Origin of the sequence: Paenibacillus glacialis, assembly GCF_001637205.1 — a bacterium.
Lineage (GTDB): Bacteria > Bacillota > Bacilli > Paenibacillales > Paenibacillaceae > Paenibacillus_AQ > Paenibacillus_AQ glacialis.
The window spans coordinates 229,487-247,714 of record NZ_LVJH01000029.1 but is presented as its reverse complement, the minus strand read 5'-3'; the positions used below and the strand labels follow the sequence as shown (position 1 = coordinate 247,714).

Here is an 18,228-nt window from a genome sequence, read left to right as displayed (position 1 = left end):
CTGCTTTGCAACTTGCATACCGCCGATGATAAGCATGATAATCCCAATTACTGCTAGAATAATCCGAACTAAGAATGGACTCAATGAAAACACAGTTTCACCTTGCCAGTGCAATCCGAACAACCTTTCATTCAGCCCCACAATCGCCAATAATGGCTTAAGAAACAAACTCAGCGCTAATAATACTATCCCCCAAATAATATTGCTATTCATTGATTCAAAACCTCTTTTCCAATTAAGATAAATGAAGATTAGTTCACAATAAAACGATCTATCATTGCCTTAGTCTGCGGTGGAATCCATTTGGGATGTTTCATTGGGTCAAATAATAGTTTTGCCACGCCAACAGCTCCTTATCTAAAGTATCCAATACTATTAATACGGAAAATTATGTAAGTTGTTTCAGTTAAACTATCCTGCCCGTTCGTATTATGAGATCAACCAGTTCTTTCTGGTTGATCCTTTTTTCATTTGCATAAAGGATTAAGGTAGCCTGGTCGAACGTACCTGCCCGTGGGACTTGATCCCGAGCACTATAATGTTCACCCCTACTTGTCATGACCATGATTGAGGCTGGTTGGGACGTAAGATCCCGTATAACAAGCGATGCTATGGAGCGACAAGAGGAAAACGTAGGGGCTGCCAGTAAATCTACACATACAGGGAGAGATGAAATGAATCCAGTTATCGGTCTAGATATTTCTAAAGAAGAAAGCCATGGACAAGCCTTTTTAGAGCGCGGAAACCCATTCAGAGGGACGTTCCATTTCCAGCACACTCGTGATGGTCTAGCGAATCTCCATCAAGTTTTAAAGGACGTTGAGTCTGTATCCAAACAACGTCCTTTACTTATTCTAGAAGCAACCGGACATTACCAAAGCCCCGTTGTTCAGTTCCTAGAAGAGCATCACTATATTTACATTGTCATTAATCCGCTCATATCAAATCGGCTTAGGAAGTCTCAGCTTCGTAAAGTACAGACAGATGCTGCTGACGCTTATCTGTTGGGAGAGTTGTACTACAAAGAAGAGTTTGGACCTTTTAAAAAAAGGGGTGTGCAACTGCTCAATCTACGCTATTTAACAAGGCAATATGAGTCTCTTTCAAAGATGTGTGTACAGACTAAACTGCAATTCCAAGCTGTTCTAGATCAAGTTTTCCCTGCTTACAAAGGTGTCTTTGGATCTATGTATTCAGGTATTTCGCTACGGTTTTTAAGTCAGTTCCCAACCTCATATTCGGTTTTGCAGACGACGAAGATACACTCAAAGTTAAAATGAAAGAACTTCTCTCTTCGAAACGAGGACGTTCAGAGGACTGGATTAACCAAAGCGTTCAACGGCTGCTAGATGCGGCAAAACAAAACCCATTTCACCAAACCATGTACGCAAGCCACTTAATTAATTTGAAAGTCCTTATTACCCTCATTCTTCAGTATCAAGAGCATCTTACAGGATTGGAACAGAACATAGATGCTCTGGCTGAAGAAATTGATTTAATTCAGTCAATTCCCGGTATTGGACATAAAATTGCGGCAACAATTTTATCTGAAATTGGAGAAGTCGACCGAATTGATAATCCTAAAAAGCTAGTTGCCTTTGCAGGCATTGACCCAAGTGTCTTTTCTTCAGGTAAGTTTACAGCAACTCGAAATCGAATCACGAAACGCGGTTCAAGGCAGCTACGTTACGCGCTGGTGATGGCTGTTCAATGTGGACTTATCCGTTCTCGAAACACTCGGCTCAAAGAATTTTATGAACGCAAAAGAACAGAGGGAAAACCACATAAAGTGGCATTGGTCGCATGTGCAAATAAGCTAGTTCATTGGCTACATGCCATCTTGAAAAGTAAGAAGGCATTCCGTCCAGCTTAACTAAAATAATTGGTTTAACCTTCCAAATCGTTGCTTGAACTGGAGGGTTATTTGGCATGTTTATTTTAACTATATCACATGATATGGCTTCACTTTACTGGTATGTTGACAAGCTATTAGCTGGTATAGTTGAATAAAGACTGCCGATGATGCTGGCAGCCTGTTATCTTTACACTATAGAGTACCGTTAATTCAATATGATATACTTCAGTGCACGGTAAAGCCGCAGCTGTGACAATTCCTTCAACAAGTATTGAAGAAATTACCCTTCTAGCACATCCGCCCCTAATTCGCCTGCAACTTCAATCATAATAGGGATTACGGCTTCATTGGTACCGGATACGTAAATATCCCCCTGATAATATCTGAATGGGATCTTAGTATCGTTGTAACTCCACATGAAAAAATCGCCCTCAATGGACATGCTAGTTGAACCTGTCACCGTATAAACTGTTGTATAAGAAAAATCAGCTTTGGACGAGAAATACTGTTTACACTCTTCCAAAGATATGGTTTGCGCCACATTTCCATTTTCCTGTAATGCTCTTGTAATTCGATAGCGTTGACTCATTGATGTGCCTCCAAATTTCTAGTCTATTTTCTCTGATTCGTAATCATCTATGATGATATTAATAACATGATATGATTCTTCTGCTATTGCTTGGTTAGAATTTTTATTACCATTGTATGTTATTAAAGCCTTCCATAGGGCCCATCCTCTTGCTCTGTTCCAAGTTCCTTCATCCATATTCAATACATTCTTGAATGTCTTTCTACTATTTCTATCAAAAAATGTCCATGCCATTGCAGCATCACACGCAGGATCTCCTACACCCAATATCCCGAAATCGATGACTGCACAAAGCTTGCCATCCTGAACCAGGATATTTCCAGGTGCTATATCACCATGAAGCCACACAGGTTCTGAATCCCATTTAGAATCTAATGCGAGTCCCCAAATTTCTTTCAATAGATCTTCATTCAAAGTATCTTTATTATTCTCAATTGCATTTCTAGCCTCTTCATCGTATACAGCTATAGATCCACCTCTATAAAAATTATGCTTCCCTGCTAAAGGACCTCCACTAGCATCAATAGATTGCAATTTAATTAAAAATGTCCCCAAGTCTCTTGCAAATTGATTAAGATCATTCATATTGTTGTGAGACAATGATTCTCCCTCTAACCACGTATTGATAGACCATGGCCATGGATATTCTTCACTAGGATTACCTTTAGCTAATGGTGTTGAAATGGGTAACGTAAGTTCTTTGTTTAATATGGGTAGCCATAACTGTTCTTTCTCCACTTGAGGAACATAGGATACTGCACTAGGTAACCTTACGCTCATATGCTCACCTAAATGAAACGTTCTATTATCATTCCCACTATACTTTACAGGTCTGATATCTAGATCAGACCATTCAGGAAATTGTTCATGTATTAATCTTGCAACTAAATCAACGTCAATATGATTCATTAAATTCTATCTCCAACTATCCACAATTTTTATTTACCACAGACATTTTACCATAAACCCGAAATTCTTGTTACACTATTATGTTAAGTTACCAGAGTTATGTGAAATTTCACATAGTGAAACAAAACAAGCGATTTTTGATGTTATTAATGAGCTATTATAAGCTATAAATGAATTGAGGTGAGCATGATTTCCGGATATGAAATTTCCAGTTTGAAAAAAGGACTTCAAATATTAGATCTTTTAAAGGAAAAGCGTTATATGAAATTGATTGTAATTTCTGTACAGCTTGAGCTAAATAAAACAACTTTTTTTCGCTTATTGCACACGCTAAGAAGAGATGAATTACATCCTAAAGGTTGATAAGTATTATTATGAACTTCATCCGAAAGAGTTGTGGTCAGGTTCATCGCTGGTGCTTCATTCTCTAGACACTTCGTATTTGATTCAATGAATGTATAGCCAAAACAGCCCTCACCTATGCTTATAAGTGAGGGCAGATATTCAATTTGATCATGATGAATACTTCGTCGCAAGGTAGCATCAATCACGGTGATCACCAAAAAAACGACTTCAACACCTCGGAATCCTTAGGGTCCGGTAATCGAAGCACATTCTCATTACTCAAACGCGACTGGATTAAAGTATACTTCGTTTATCTATTCGGCTCATTTATGATAGGGTTCACCATATCACTCTAACAGTGAATCATTAAACGAACTGCTATATATTGAAGATTACATTAAAGCAAGTTCCGCCATCTTCATTATCAGTAACAGTAACAGTAAGCGTACCATTATGCTTTTTGATAATGCTGTCAACAATCGAAAGTCCTAAGCCTGCACCTCCGATCTGACGGGAGCGTGATTTGTCTACACGATAAAAAGGCTCAATATATTCTTTTTATTTATTTCGGAGAGTCGCAAAATGAACCCGAATAGTACCGCTTTCTCGGAAGTCTTTAGGTCTACTTTCTGTTCGCTAATTGCTCTTGTGCGAGACGGATCATTTCCCGTACCATGGCGCCTCCAATTTTACCGCCGACTTGTCCGACCGATTCTGTAGTCAGACCTCCATTGTCACCTGGATGCAGAGATACACCAAGCTCCTTAGCCACTTCGTATTTCACGTCGTCGGGTAGATTCGGATCAACCGCATATCCTTCGCGTTTCATTACGTCTGCTTTGAAAGCCTGCATCCCCTTTTCCACTCCTGGCACCACATATCTTCTCTTTCTTCTTGCCATCATGCTACACTCCCTTTTCCCTCGATGTCTTGTTCTAACATACCCAGAACTTTTGGAGAATATGATGCTAAAAAAAATCCTAACCTTGTGCTTACTTGTGATACGGGCTCCGTATCACTTTAAATGCGAAAATATGAAGAAAACCTATGTTCTCCCCCCATCGATTTGCCTAACCGTAAGTGTAAGGCTCCCGTCACTTCCCAATAAGGTGCCGTTGACGTCACACTCGCCAATGATACCGATGCCCCAATTTTCCTATACCATTTTTTGTATCTACCTTAACCGCATACAAAAACAGCAGATACCGTTTGACCAGCACCTGCCGAATTCAAGTAACTCTATTCTTCTATTCTACATCTAGCGAATGATCAAGACTGGCATTCAGCATGCGTAGGATCAAGAGTAACGATTCAGATCTTGTAGCATTAGCGTTCGGTTTGAATAAACCGTCCGTCGTACCCTTTATGATCCCCATATCGGATAATGTATCAATCTCTGCCTCTGCCCAGTGACCTAAAACATCCTTGAACTTCGAATTTTTCACGAAATTCGTGTTCATTACTTTTGAATGCATAGCTACTATTTCCGCTCTGGTTATCGTCTGATTCGGTTTGAACGTTTCGCCATATTTGTGATATGGTTCAGCATATCATTTAGAGAGCGAAATCGAGAGGCACCCGATTGGGGTGTCTTTGTTGTCTATGAGACAGATTTCCATCCATCTTTACTACATTCGGAAGGAGCAGGATTTCCTTGCCTTCACAAAATTCAGTGATTCCATTTGGAAACTAGGCGCCATATCAGAATAATAATAATAATAATCTTGCTCGACGGTAAAGACGCCAACTTCTTTTTTAGTGAAGAATCCTTATTAACCGCCGACTCCAATTCTGCAAAAGAAGATTGCAAATATTTTTTTAAAGGATGTATTAGCTCCAAAAAGTATGCAGATTCTATATTTTTATCATTAGCATTCATCATAGCAGACAGCAGTTCATCTAGATTTACAGCATATCGAATAATTACCGTATCTGTATCAACATAACTATCACTGTAGACATATTCTTTTTCCTGTCTAAAGTAAATCCAGAAGGGTCAACATCTTGTGCATAATGCATAGGCATAAACATTATTTGCAGTACTTTGCCATGTAGAAAAGAGGACGAGGCAAGTGTTTTCCCATATCTATTAAAGAGGCGCTGATTTAATTCATCAATTGTTCTAAGTGCAGTGTGATTATTCGGAGCAAAATCATCTTTTATAAAAAATTCAACATTATGCGCAAAAAAAAGAAATGTTGAGGAACCAATTATCTTACCCTTGCCGCCAAATCCTAGACAGCCCTTCGCTGCATATACGCCGTTGAAAAGTATTTGTCATAACCGAGCAGCGTTGTAGAATTTATTTCTGTTTATCTCATCCGGTGATTATTGCATTAAATAGTGGAATTTTCAACCATTGTACACATAATAGTTTATTGGCGAATAATTGTATGAATCGTATGTATTAGAATAATATAATGGTTAAATACCATACGAAGGAAGAGAGAAATATGTACACGATCAGCAGATTTTCACAACTGTGCAAAATGAGTGCACGTATGTTACGACACTATGATAAGGATGAACTCTTAAAACCAGTACATGTAGATACAACGAACGGGTATAGATATTATGAGAAGAGTCAATTAGAGACGGCATTATGGATCAAGAAACTGAAAGAATATCGATTCTCCCTGCCGGAAATTAGAACGATCCTTCAGACATCAGATAGGGAATCGTTGACCGGATTGATTCACTCGAAAATCAATGAATTATCAAATGAGATGAATAGATTTAAACAGATTATTGCAGAAATGCAAGAGATGATCGACGACAAGGTGGATTTTGTTCCAGGCGAACGAAGATCTTATGATATCCTGCTCGGCATGAGAAATGAGATCCGTGTCCTAAGTCAAAGAGTGAAGATGAATATTGATAACATGGACAAGTATATTGATTCCTTATACGAAAAAGCAGAAGAGAGCAGTATTCACTTACTTGGTGTTCCGTCTGCTATTTTTTTCGATGAAGAATATACCCCAGATCATCGCGATATTGAATTGATAATCCCAATCGTGCATATGAGTGACGAAGAGGCATCATGTGATTGGCAAATCAGAACACTCCCCAAAAAGCTTATTGCTACTACCTTGCATATCGGAAGTTATGACTATATCGGATACGCGCATATCGCTCTTGAAGAATGGATAGAAAGCAATGGCTATGATTTGGATGGTCCGCCTTATGAAACTTATTTAAAAGGTTCAGAATGTGATTGCCCTGTGGAAGAGTATGTGACACAAGTCTGTTTTCCCATCATTAACGAATCAAGACAATAATGGCTTGACCTTGACACAATGTCAAAGCTTATTCTACATCAAGAGAAAGCAACTAGAACTTAAGGAGATTTGGACATGAATAAGATGATTGTATTGTGCACTGGAGCTTTATTAACGGCTGGGATCTTATTAGGGTGTGCGCAAAGTAAAGCGGATGAGGGTCAAAACATGAAAAAACAAAATGTAGGCTACTACACCATGCCTGATGAGAGCAGCAAGCATGAAGGTACTTGGTTGCAATGGCCTCATAACTTTACCTATGGTAATGGACATAAAGAAAATCTTGAATCCATTTGGATCGAGATGGCAAGCGCTCTAAGTGAAGGGGAAAATGTTCATATTATTGCCTACGATAAATACGAAAAAGAATATATTTATGATCTTCTATATGATGAGGGCCTAAATATGGACAAAATCGACTTCTACATTATTCCTACGGACGATGTATGGGCAAGAGATACCGCTCCGATCTTTGTATATGACCAAGATAAAAATCTGAAACTGATGGACTGAGGATTTAATGGCTGGGGCAAGAAAACGCCGTATAAAAAGGATGCCTCCATTGCGAACAAACTCAGCAAACAGTTGGGTATGGAACGCATCGATCTCAATGAAGTCGTACTTGAAGGCGGCGCATTTGAATTAGATGGCAATGGTACATTTTTATCGACACGTAGTGCGGTTACGAACAAGAATAGAAATCCTAAATTATCAGAAGCAGAAATTGAAGAAGTGATCGAAGAAAATCTTGGCGCTACGAATTTTATTTGGTTAGATGGTGTGCCAGGTCTGGATATTACAGATTTCCATATTGATGGTTTTGCTAAGTTTTATAATAAGTCTACGCTGATTACAATGAAAGAAGAGGATTTAGAAGAGTGGGGCGTCTCCAATAAGGATATTAACACATTAATGAACGCTAAGAATGCCTTTGACAAGCCTTATCAAGTTGTGTATTTACCAATTACCAAAAACAATGTCGTGTTAGATAACGGAAAGAATTTGGGGTACAGAGGTTCATATATCAATTATTACATTGGAAATACCGTTGTATTAGTTCCAAATTATAATGATCCTAATGACAAAATAGCAAACGATACAATTCAGAAACTATACCCTGACCGTAAGGTTATTGGAATTGACGTGAGAGAACTTTATAAAGATGGCGGTATGATTCATTGTGTTACACAACAACAACCCGTCAATTTAAAGTGATCGCGTTTATTTCAGTTTATTTCTAATATTTGAACTCGAAACTGGCAAGTATCATCGCCCGCATTAGCAATAATAAATATGCTAATCGGGCTTTTTTTCCTCCCCCGCTCTATCCTGTTTAGCTTCATCCCACGACCCGACATTCTTCTAGTCCAAAATTTCGCCGTTACTTGTGGTACGGTTCACCCCGATTCATCTTCACCACCCCTTACCTTAACCTCAAGTAAATAACTCGAAGTAACTTCAAGTTTCCGGTTGTCCGCGATGAATCCTTAATTAAGAATCAATACTTCCTTTTATAGAGATTCAACTTGAGTTGGCTACACTTCAATCATCGTTTGATTCAAGAGAATTCTCACTCATCATCTAAGAACAACATGTCGAAATACCGATCACGATGATTCAAGAAATCTCGAGTCAAGCTATAATGTTCTGTCTCTTCATATTGTATCGGTTCTATGGATGACTCTGAGAAATGTAATATTTGAGCATGAGGGTATGCCATAAGTATCGGAGAATGTGTCGCGATAATGAATTGAGCCTGTCCACTGTGTTCCAACTCCCAAATCAGCCTCAAAAAAGATAACTGACTCTGCGGGGATAAAGCCGACTCTGGTTCATCTAGCAAGTACAGCCCCTTCTTATCTAATCGATTGTTGAAAAAGGTCAAAAAGGCTTGTCCGTGAGAACGTTCGTTTAAAGACTTCCCACCATATGGACGATACGCTGACCTCCCTACAAAAGGGTCTTCCGCTAACTCATCGATATAGTTAGCAAAAGCATCAAATGTTTCAGCACGGAAATATAACCCACTGTTGACTTTGGGCATCCAGCTTAACTTCATGATAGAGGCGAGCGATACATTATCCTTCTTCTTCTGAATAACGAGATCTTTGCCACCCAATATACTAAACCCACACTTAAGTCCAATGGATTCCAGTAACGTGGATTTACCTGAACCATTCTCTCCCGTAACGAAAGTTACGTTACTCTCTAACTGTAACCTACTTAAGCTACGTAACACAGGCATTTGAAATGGAAATTGATGTTCATCCGCGGGTGGCACGTTATCCCAATCTAGATCAATTCTCTTCAAGAACGGCATATGGTCTCCTTTCAAGTCACTTCATGACACTCTAATTGATAGAAAGAAACCTCCTACCGCAGTAGGAGGAAGGTCACCATTTCATGCTCTTTATAGATTAAATATAGAACTCGTCAGGAATTTTCCCAAATTTACGTTTGTGATATAAAAGTGGTTCTTTGTTTTCACTTTCAATCGCTGTGACTTCACCTATCAAAATCGTATGGTCACCCGCTTCAATGGTTTTGAACGTCTTACATTGCATCACACCAGAAGCACCTGCAATAATCGGAAGATTCTGCTCGGATAACTTCCATTCGCAATTTCCGAATCGGTCAGTATCTTTACTTGCAAATAACGAACATAGGTCACCTTGGTCGGCAGATAGTACATGTACAGCGAATTTCTCCGTATTTATAAACGTCTGATACGTCGAAACTCTCTTGTCAATGGACCATAAGATAAGTAAAGGATCTAAAGATACAGAAGCAAATGAATTAACGGTAAGTCCTAGCGGAACGCCTTGTTCATCAACGGTTGTTACGACGGTCACTCCAGTAGGGTAATTCCCCATGACTTCTTTGAATCGTGATACATTCGTACTGTTATCCATTCTCTCCAACACCTTTCAATGTATGTATTATTATAATCGTGATGCAATCATCGATTCATCTTTGTAATCACTATCATTCAGTTTAACATATTCATGCGATTGTTTAAATCCTCTTACTCGATATTAAAAATAGGAAAATCACTTGAAAAAGTTTCTCTTTTAATCATCTGATTTCTACCTATGTGAACTTATTAGGGGAAGGCTCCCCGACCATTATATTGGAGTCAGGAATGGGTGGTTGTTCACTAGATTGGTGTCATGTTCAACCCGAACTATCTGAAATGGCGACTGTTATCACTTATGACCGTGCGGGATTTGGCTGGAGTACGCCATCTCTTTCAGAACCCACCTACCAACAATATGTAGATGATCTTCATTTGTTATTAACTACGCTTGACCGGAAGCCACCATTCTTGCTTGTTGGACACTCCTACGGTGGAATGATCATGAGATTATTTGCCGCCACGTACCCGGATGAAGTCATGGGATTGGTATTGGTGGATTCCACAGCTATACCTCGTCTGATGAGAATGCATATTGGCTCCAAGCGACTACCTCCTGAGATACTGAAGAAAGCTCGTGCATTGGGTTATCGATCAAGTGCTTATAAATCCGCATATTCGGAATTACTAAATACAGGAGATAGTAGCATCCAATTACAGGAGCACCACAATTACTTGTCATTGTATTAAGTGCTGGGAGACAACATGATAATTGGAAAAAAGGACAAGAGGATTTGTGACATCTTACCCCATTGACTACACAAATTATCGTAGATGACAGCTGGCATTCCATTCAAATACACAGACCTGATGTGGTCATACACGCCGTAAAGAACTTATTGAACTAATGCTAACTATCCACGTTGACCCATACACATTCACAACCCCCTATTTGTAAGGTTTGTGTTTTCTTTGAAAAGGCATCCACCAATTCAATCGTCCGAGCAGTGCCATTAATGAAGGAACGAGGATCAGTCGAATGATTGTGGCATCTATGAATATGGCTGCCGCAATACCGATTCCAAGTTGCTTCACTCCTACGACATCTGCGAAGGCGAATGGTAAAGTGACAGCGATCATGATAGCAGCCGCTGAGGTGATGATCCGACCCGTTGAAGATAATCCGGACGTGACAGCTACAACGTGGTCTCCCGTTCGTTCGTATACTTCAGACATTCGAGATAACAGGAACACACCATAATCCATACTGATTCCAAATACGAGACCAAATACAAAGATCGGAATCATCACCGCTATTGGATTAGGTTCTAATCCAAGTCTCCCTTTTTCAAATATAAAGACCAGAATACCGAACGAAGCTCCGAGACTTAATAGATTCATCACAATCGCTTTAAGTGGAATAAGAATAGATCGGAATGCGATGCATAGAACGATGAAGTTTGTTATTCCAATAAATAATAGAATAGACACGAGATGACTCGAAATTTCATCGAATATCTCCTGCTGATACTTTGCCTCTCCTCCAACAATCAATGGGAGTTCTGCAGCAGCACCCTCTACTTCTATATTTCGCAACCAATCCGAAGCTATCTTGGAACCGGGGGTACCTTGTATCGTCAGCCGAATGAGCATTTTATTATCCCAAAGTATGGATTGTGACGCTGGTTCTACCTTTGTCATAAAGATAGGATTCTGAAGCATTCGAAGTAACTGTTCTTCCGGTAAAAAAGGCAAGTGATCAAACACAGATTCAATCTGGACCACGCCAGGATCTTGTTTGAATCGCTTCACCCATTGATATGCCTTTATCCAATCTTCTGTTACAAATGTGGAATTCTGTCCTTCCAAGATCACAACAACCTCTGAGCTAGAAGTCGAAGTAAAGTGATCTTTGTAAACTTCCGCGGCTGTACGTGACTCGTATCCTTTAGGAAGTGAAGTGGCATCTGGTATGCTAATCATCATATGACGTAATGGAAAGAGACAACTAAGTAACACAATGATTGCAACGAGTATGGATACGATAGGCTTTCTCATTATTGTGAGTGACCAACGATCCCAGAATCCTGGGGTTAAGATCTTCTTAGGCTCCTGCCTTTTAGTTACTATAAAGGGACCTAATATGCTCAGTAGAGCAGGAAGTAACGTCAAATTTAGTAGAAGGGATACGATTAGCACAACCATCGCGCCCAAGGCAACGGTTGTGAAGATAGGCAAATGAATAAATTGAATCGCCAATAAGCCCAGAAGGACACAAGCCGCCGAGTATATCACAGCTCGTCCCGCTGTACGCATCGACGTTATTACCGACTGTTCTACACTGCGATTGGGGAATTCCTCCTGAAAGCGACTGATAATCATAAGTGAAAAATCAATACTAAGTGCCAATCCTACCATAGGGATCACACTTAATACGAAATTGGAGAGTTCGATCATCGTACCCACTAAAGTCATGATACCTAGCGTCCCTGTTACGCCAATCATCCCTATGATCAGCGGAAGTAATGCAAAGACAACACCTCTGAACGCAAATAACAATGTCACAAATGCGATTGGCAAGCCGATCAGCTCTGCTGTCTTCAATCCTTCCCGACTCGCTTGATTCACATCATATTGAATAACGGATTTCCCTGTCACACCCACCGTAATATGTGAAGATGTAGGAAGCTGTTGTCTAATCTGCTCCAATACAGGTCCGATCTGGTAAGCTTGCTGACGAAATCCAAGAAGTGCATAGGCAACGTTCCCTTGCAACATCCCTTCCCTATCAAACGGAGATACTTGAGAAGATAGACCCTCAATGGATTGCATTCTCGTTAGGACGTTCTCAATATATCGTTGAAACTGTGGTATTGTTACTGCTGACTCTTTTTCAAAAACAAGCATAATGGGATCTTCCGGAATTCCGAAATCTGAAGATAGTATTTGCTGAACCGTTGTAAAACTCCCCACAGACACTAACCCGTGGTCCTTGAGTACCTCTGGTAGCTTCGTCGCATTCGTACCAAAGATGACAAAAAAGGCTGTCCACAACACAATGATCCATGTCGGGAACCGAAATGATAGTTTAGCAAGCATCCGATATCCCATGACCCAGCTCTCCTAAAAAATAATGACTAACCACGAAATGATTTCAATCGTGTGGCCTTGACGAGGTACTTTCCAAGTGGAGGATAACGTCTTATAGCACTTGGGAGCCATCGCGTAACACGGGGCATCGAACACAGGGTGTGTGCAAGTCTTCCTCGCCTGATAAGACCACCGAATTCTCTCTGAATCGCTTGTGTGTACTCTTCTTGCCAGATAGACAGGGATATCTCTCCCCGAAGATAACGATCGGCAAGGGCGCTACATAGAAATGATGAACGCAGCGCAATAGACATCCCATCTCCACATAGTGGTGGAATCACCACTGCTGCATCCCCAAGATGTGGAATGATGTGCCATGCGAGCGGTTGAAGAGATAAATGTACGGGGGCAATAGACACTTGTGTACCCTCAATGGGAACACCATGTTTCATTCTCTCCACCAATCGAGGGTTTCCTCTTGAAGCTGCTTCAAGGATAGCATGAACGGTAGTTCCCGTACCCTTGACTACTTCCTTGTCCAACAGTGCAGCCACATTCGAATAACCATTCTCAACAGGAGAAATCCCGATATATCCACCCTTTACGAAATACAGCTCCGTAACGAGTTCAGGATCCATTCCTGAATAATGAGATTTAATCCCGACATAGGAACGATTACTCGAATCTAAGGTATACGGTTCATCGAACATATTAGCATGACGATGAGATCCCCAAGCAGCATACACCGTACGAGCTTGAATCACCTCAACTTCACCCCGTTGCTTGACCTTCACTTCGTAACCTTCCTCATGTAGATTAATCGAGATTACTGTCATGCCCGTTCGTACGATTGCTCCTGCTTGAACAATCGCTTCGTGCAGAGCTACGTCAAGCTTATAGCGACTTATTCCCCATGCTGAACCTGGTAATGGAACTTCTACTGAACCTCCATGTTCAAATACCAATCTCGCTTTCGCTATCAACTGTGGCTCTAATGATGCCATAACAGTATCAAGCCCAAGCTTACTTAGCATCTCTTGGGATTCTGGAGATAGAAATTCACCACATGTTTTATGTCGAGGGAATACCTGCCGATCTAACAAGAGCGTGCTCCATCCCATATCTGCTAATTGCTTCGTAAGACTACATCCTGCGATTCCACCGCCAATGACAACCGCATCCAATATTTGATTCATCCATTCCCTCTCCTATCTTCTCCATGAGAGGTTTGTTGTGGAATGACAACAGCATACCGAAATAAGGGCCGCCACGAATAGCTCAGTTGAGGAATTCCTATGGCTTCTCTTAACGTAATCCAATCGTTAGCACGAAACCCTTTGGCTACAGACAAAGGGCCATCGTGCCTGATATAGCGGTTCGTGGACACCAGTCGGCTGACAATCCATACGACTATCCAAGGAATCCATTGTCGGTGAATATCATTAATCACCACGCCAAGCTTGGATGCTTTGTGCATGTGGGTTACGATCGTATGAAGTTCATTCCCCGTAAAATGATGGATAAATTGCGATCCAGTGACGATATCAACAGATGCTTCCGGTAGGTCTTTCACGTCTACTAATCTTACTGTCACCCTCGGTTCGTCATGAAAGAAATGGCGCGCCTCTTCACATGCCTCCTCGGTAACATCTGCTAATTGGATCGTAACATCAATGCCTCTCTTATCCGCCCACCTAAGAATGTGTCTATTTACATCTCCTGAACCCGCGCCCACATCAAGAACGGATACGTGTTTCGGACGACCCGCCAGAATCCATATCCGCTCAACGCCATAAATAGTAGGATTCGAAGCACAAAAAATGCGATTCAACAGCCGAAGATCACGTAGCGCTTCGTGTAGTTCATCTCCACCCATACTGAAATCATCCATCATTTCAGGTTCTTCAGCTCTATTCTGTAACCTCTTAAGAATGGACATGATCTATAATCCGCTCTTGTAGAATGGCTGATGGAAGATATGTGAACTTAAGCAGTTCTGCTGTAAGTCCTGGACCGAAGGCTATCGCTACGCCACTTGACGATTCAGCTTTACGAGATACAAGATCTTCACGCATCGCTTTTAGAACAAACATAATCGTCGCTGAAGACAAATTACCATAGTCATGTAGAATACTCCGACTATACTGAACCTGATCATCGCTTAATTCGCACATCTGTTGAACAATATCAACAATGCCTCGTCCTCCAGGGTGAATCGCCCATAAGCTAGGAGCTTCTTCTCCATCTAAGAGTGCTTCCAGTTCCGAAGTTAGATAACACCCTAACAATTTGGGAATATTCGTTGATAGATAGAGATCGAATCCATAATTGCCTACTTCCCATATCATTTCCTCACTACAATCAGGCATTAGAACCGAATGCCCATCACCTAATTGAAATAGCCCTTTGCTGTTCTTCTCCGCGTTTCCTATAACACAAGCGGAAGCCCCATCCCCAAAGAATGACGCACCAAACAAAGCCTCTCGATCACTTGAGGGCTGGAAATGAAGTGTACATAATTCCACGCAGACAATTAGGATCCGTGCAGTCGATTGTCCCTTCACTAGCGTCCGAGCCAATTGAATCGCCTTTAATCCAGCAGCACATCCTTGAAAGGTTAATGGAATCCGCTGAACACGTGGAGACAGATCCATTTCCTTAACAAGAACAGCATCAATTCCCGGTAAGAATTGTCCTGTACAACTTACCGTTATAAGATGTGTGATCTGCGAACCATCTAGCTCGCTATCAAGTAAAGCATCTTTCGCTGCTTGTAGCGCTAAAAGAACGGATTCTCTTTTATATATCCCCATACGTTCTGCAGTGGAAGGGATGTCATCAAGTCCTTCGGACGGTAAATAACGGCTTCTTGATCCCTGCGCGATGAGATTAGGTTCACAAGTATATCGGGTTGCAACACCACATTGTTTAAAGATTCTTCTAGCCCACCGCACGGCATTTGGGGAATCTTGTAACGCTTCCTCTAGTTTATCTAACACCTCATCTTGTTCAATCCGGTAAGAAGGGAGTGCCGTTCCTATGCCAAGTATAGAAATATTAGGAGACATCGTATCTATCATAAGCTTCACAACTCCTTGTCCAAGGTTTACGCGAAACATTCCGTAATGGAAGTGTATTCTTTAAAAAGCTTGTATATGCCTGATTGCTCAACTACTTCTTTACATCTTCTTGCTCACTTTTCACTCTTACCGAGGACTTAATCTTCTTAGACCTTAGATCACTCGTTCATCTAAGAGATGGTGTTATTTGTTTGACGAGGTTTAACATCCTGTTCAACTCTCTATACTTTTCTTCCAAATATAACAACAATCCAATGCCTATGCGACATTGGATTGCTTCTAATACTATACTGTTATTAGTACATATCTAAAAAAGCAGCATAAACCAAGGAACCCGCACCCGCCAGCATAACCATGGTTGAGAATGCTAGGTTCCAGATGGAACCTCCGTCTTTATTACGCAGGAGGGACAATAAAGTGAGTAGGAGTCCGATGAACGCAAGAGCTATCAATCCCGAGATTAGATACCCTACGATCACAATGGTAGCACGGAAATCATCGCTTTGTGTGAACATGACTACGACCATGACAAGCCCGAGTAGTACAATCAACAAGCTGAGAAGTTGCGACAACCGGCGAGCTCGAAGAGCCCCACCCTCAAGTCTCTTTCTTTTCTTTCTACGAAACAACTGGAAGAACGCGATTATGCAACCGATCAAGGCAATCCCGAACACATAAGGCCGCACGATGCTTTCCATAAATACTTCCTTCGAGCTTAATTTCTCCATCGTCTGTAGCGGTGTCTTCATGTTCACTAGCAAATATTGATTGCCTTCTGGATCCTCCTTCAGCGCAATCCGTCGGTTGGTACCCGGTTTGACATACGTTCCATCCGCCGATTCCACATATGTTCCGCTAACACTCGAATCAAATGTGCTAAGTTTCACATTCCCATCTTTGTCTGTACTAATACCCATCTTCAGGAATAGTCCTCTCGATCTCAACGGACCTTTAAGAACCCGCTGTGCAAAGACATACTTGCCTTCGTATGCTTTCGGTTCGGCAGAAGAAGAATCGGAAAAGGCTTCTGTCACCTCAGGTTTGACCTTAGAACTCATGTCGACACCGAAAAAATTGTAGATTTCCTCCTCGACCCCGTCGCGCAATGCGCCGTCATCCAGCGTGTTGTAGGTAAGAAAATATCCAAGATTTTCTTTCGGATAGATGGAAAGTTGGCTCGTATATGAATCGACATCTCCGTCGTGCATTAGAATATCAGTATTTTTGTAGTTTTGATAAAATCCGTATCCATACCCCGGCATAGCAGCATGTGCTGTAAAATGAACTTCGCGCATGCTCTTCGCAGTGCTTTCGTTCAGGATCCGACCGTCCATTGTAGCACCATTCTGTAGATGGATCAGCAGAAACTTGGACATATCCTCCGCAGTAGCGACGATCGAACCAGCAGGATACACTAGTATACTACCCGCAGACTTCTCGATAAATTTCTTTCCATCGTACGCGTATCCTTTGGACAGTTCCGACAATAATTCTGGACTCAAGTCGTAGCTAGCCCCAGTCATACCTAACGGCTTGAAAAGATGATCTTGAATGTACTGCCCATATGATATACCACTGACCTGCTCCACGATATATCCAATTAACGCGTATCCATAATTACTATACTGTATGACCTCTCCTGGACGCCGGACCAAGGGAGGCATGTACTTACCGATCGTATCCGACAAGGGTACAGGCCGTTCGAGCAACTTATCGCTATATATGCCCTCCGTGCTCTCCGCGAAGCCACCGGTTTGTGTCAGTAGATGCTTCATTGAGAGGAGAGTATCATAAGGGTTGTCGATCTTCACATTCTTAAGGTATGTATTGACATCCGCATCTAGATCTATCTCCCCATTCTCTACCAGTTGCATCGCGGCCGTCGCCGTAAATAGCTTGGTCACAGAGCCAATCCGAGACAACGTCTGATTAGGATCGAACGGAGTCTGACTCGCCACATCCGCATAACCATACCCTTTTTTGAGTAACACTTTGCCATCCTTGACGACAACTAAGGAAGCTCCAGCAATGTGATTATCCTCCATACTCATATTCATGTAACCATCCATCACCGTTTCTAGTCTCTTCTGCACTCCCTCGGTTTCCTCTGCTGAGACGTAGATACTCATATTACTCACCAAAAGACTAAAGATCAGCAGGCAGAATAATACCTTGGAACCTCTCACAATCTTCATTCCTGTCACCTCATCCATCTAAGTATTGAG

Annotated in this window: 15 protein-coding genes and 3 pseudogenes; 5 read left to right on the top strand and 13 right to left on the bottom strand. The window is 41.3% G+C overall.

Features of this window, described 5'->3' with window-relative positions; translation table 11 throughout:
• The coding region (locus PGLA_RS17145) for a hypothetical protein (RefSeq protein ID WP_068535078.1) at nucleotides 1-213 on the bottom strand (213 nt) is incomplete at its 3' end.
• 461 nt (nucleotides 214-674) lie between these two features.
• Here PGLA_RS17145 and PGLA_RS17140 point away from each other — a divergent pair.
• A pseudogene (locus PGLA_RS17140) lies at nucleotides 675-1,873 on the top strand (IS110 family RNA-guided transposase).
• Between the two features lie 262 nt (nucleotides 1,874-2,135).
• Here the strand turns inward: PGLA_RS17140 and PGLA_RS17135 are convergent.
• Nucleotides 2,136-2,444 carry a hypothetical protein gene (locus tag PGLA_RS17135; protein WP_068535076.1) on the bottom strand — a complete coding sequence of 103 codons (309 nt, stop codon included), beginning with the start codon at nucleotides 2,442-2,444 and terminating at the stop codon, nucleotides 2,136-2,138.
• 18 nt (nucleotides 2,445-2,462) lie between these two features.
• Entirely contained in the window at nucleotides 2,463-3,353 is an 891-nt protein-coding gene (locus PGLA_RS17130) for an aminoglycoside phosphotransferase family protein (RefSeq protein WP_068535073.1), read from the bottom strand.
• A gap of 186 nt (nucleotides 3,354-3,539) precedes the next feature.
• Here PGLA_RS17130 and PGLA_RS29805 point away from each other — a divergent pair, with 186 nt between their 5' ends.
• Complete coding sequence (locus tag PGLA_RS29805; protein ID WP_084411188.1) at nucleotides 3,540-3,716, top strand: helix-turn-helix domain-containing protein; 177 nt, start codon at nucleotides 3,540-3,542, stop codon at nucleotides 3,714-3,716.
• A gap of 360 nt (nucleotides 3,717-4,076) precedes the next feature.
• Here PGLA_RS29805 and PGLA_RS26970 read toward each other — a convergent pair.
• The 3 genes and pseudogenes from PGLA_RS26970 to PGLA_RS17120 all read right to left on the bottom strand — a co-directional run.
• A pseudogene (locus PGLA_RS26970) lies at nucleotides 4,077-4,273 on the bottom strand (ATP-binding protein); the annotation flags it as partial.
• A gap of 47 nt (nucleotides 4,274-4,320) precedes the next feature.
• Complete coding sequence (locus PGLA_RS17125; protein ID WP_084411186.1) at nucleotides 4,321-4,599, bottom strand: alpha/beta-type small acid-soluble spore protein; 279 nt, start codon at nucleotides 4,597-4,599, stop codon at nucleotides 4,321-4,323.
• Nucleotides 4,600-4,945: 346 nt separating this feature from the next.
• Nucleotides 4,946-5,158: an S-layer homology domain-containing protein gene (locus tag PGLA_RS17120; RefSeq protein WP_211269570.1), complete on the bottom strand. Its 213-nt coding sequence runs from the start codon at nucleotides 5,156-5,158 to the stop codon at nucleotides 4,946-4,948.
• 993 nt (nucleotides 5,159-6,151) lie between these two features.
• Here PGLA_RS17120 and PGLA_RS17115 point away from each other — a divergent pair.
• Nucleotides 6,152-6,979: a MerR family transcriptional regulator gene (locus PGLA_RS17115; protein ID WP_068535065.1), complete on the top strand. Its 828-nt coding sequence runs from the start codon at nucleotides 6,152-6,154 to the stop codon at nucleotides 6,977-6,979.
• A 75-nt stretch (nucleotides 6,980-7,054) separates the two neighbouring features.
• Nucleotides 7,055-8,194, top strand: a pseudogene (locus PGLA_RS17110) (agmatine deiminase family protein).
• Nucleotides 8,195-8,549: 355 nt separating this feature from the next.
• On the opposite strand, the gene PGLA_RS17105 reads toward PGLA_RS17110, so the two are convergent.
• Both PGLA_RS17105 and PGLA_RS17100 read right to left on the bottom strand, forming a co-directional pair.
• A complete protein-coding gene (locus PGLA_RS17105; RefSeq protein ID WP_068535062.1) occupies nucleotides 8,550-9,299 on the bottom strand; it encodes an AAA family ATPase in 750 nt (249 codons plus the stop codon).
• Nucleotides 9,300-9,396: 97 nt separating this feature from the next.
• Complete coding sequence (locus PGLA_RS17100; RefSeq protein WP_068535059.1) at nucleotides 9,397-9,891, bottom strand: flavin reductase family protein; 495 nt, start codon at nucleotides 9,889-9,891, stop codon at nucleotides 9,397-9,399.
• 182 nt (nucleotides 9,892-10,073) lie between these two features.
• Here PGLA_RS17100 and PGLA_RS17095 point away from each other — a divergent pair, with 182 nt between their 5' ends.
• The gene (locus PGLA_RS17095; RefSeq protein ID WP_211269569.1) at nucleotides 10,074-10,583 is read left to right on the top strand and encodes an alpha/beta fold hydrolase; all 510 of its coding nucleotides are present in this window, start codon (nucleotides 10,074-10,076) and stop codon (nucleotides 10,581-10,583) included.
• A gap of 198 nt (nucleotides 10,584-10,781) precedes the next feature.
• Here the strand turns inward: PGLA_RS17095 and PGLA_RS17090 are convergent, their stop codons facing one another.
• From PGLA_RS17090 to PGLA_RS17070, 5 genes are all read right to left on the bottom strand, one after another.
• Complete coding sequence (locus tag PGLA_RS17090; protein WP_084411184.1) at nucleotides 10,782-12,944, bottom strand: MMPL family transporter; 2,163 nt, start codon at nucleotides 12,942-12,944, stop codon at nucleotides 10,782-10,784.
• Between the two features lie 26 nt (nucleotides 12,945-12,970).
• Entirely contained in the window at nucleotides 12,971-14,119 is a 1,149-nt protein-coding gene (locus PGLA_RS17085) for an NAD(P)/FAD-dependent oxidoreductase (RefSeq protein ID WP_068535054.1), read from the bottom strand.
• Nucleotides 14,116-14,862 (bottom strand): methyltransferase domain-containing protein, encoded by a 747-nt coding sequence (locus PGLA_RS17080; RefSeq protein ID WP_068535053.1) that lies wholly within the window; start codon nucleotides 14,860-14,862, stop codon nucleotides 14,116-14,118. Before PGLA_RS17080 ends, PGLA_RS17085 begins: the two co-directional genes overlap by 4 nt.
• A complete protein-coding gene (locus tag PGLA_RS17075; protein ID WP_068535052.1) occupies nucleotides 14,849-16,003 on the bottom strand; it encodes a type III polyketide synthase in 1,155 nt (384 codons plus the stop codon). Before PGLA_RS17075 ends, PGLA_RS17080 begins: the two co-directional genes overlap by 14 nt.
• Nucleotides 16,004-16,299: 296 nt before the next feature.
• On the bottom strand, nucleotides 16,300-18,198 hold the full coding sequence (locus PGLA_RS17070) for a serine hydrolase domain-containing protein (RefSeq protein WP_068535051.1): 1,899 nt from the start codon (nucleotides 18,196-18,198) through the stop codon (nucleotides 16,300-16,302).
• Between the last annotated feature and the right edge of the window lie 30 nt (nucleotides 18,199-18,228).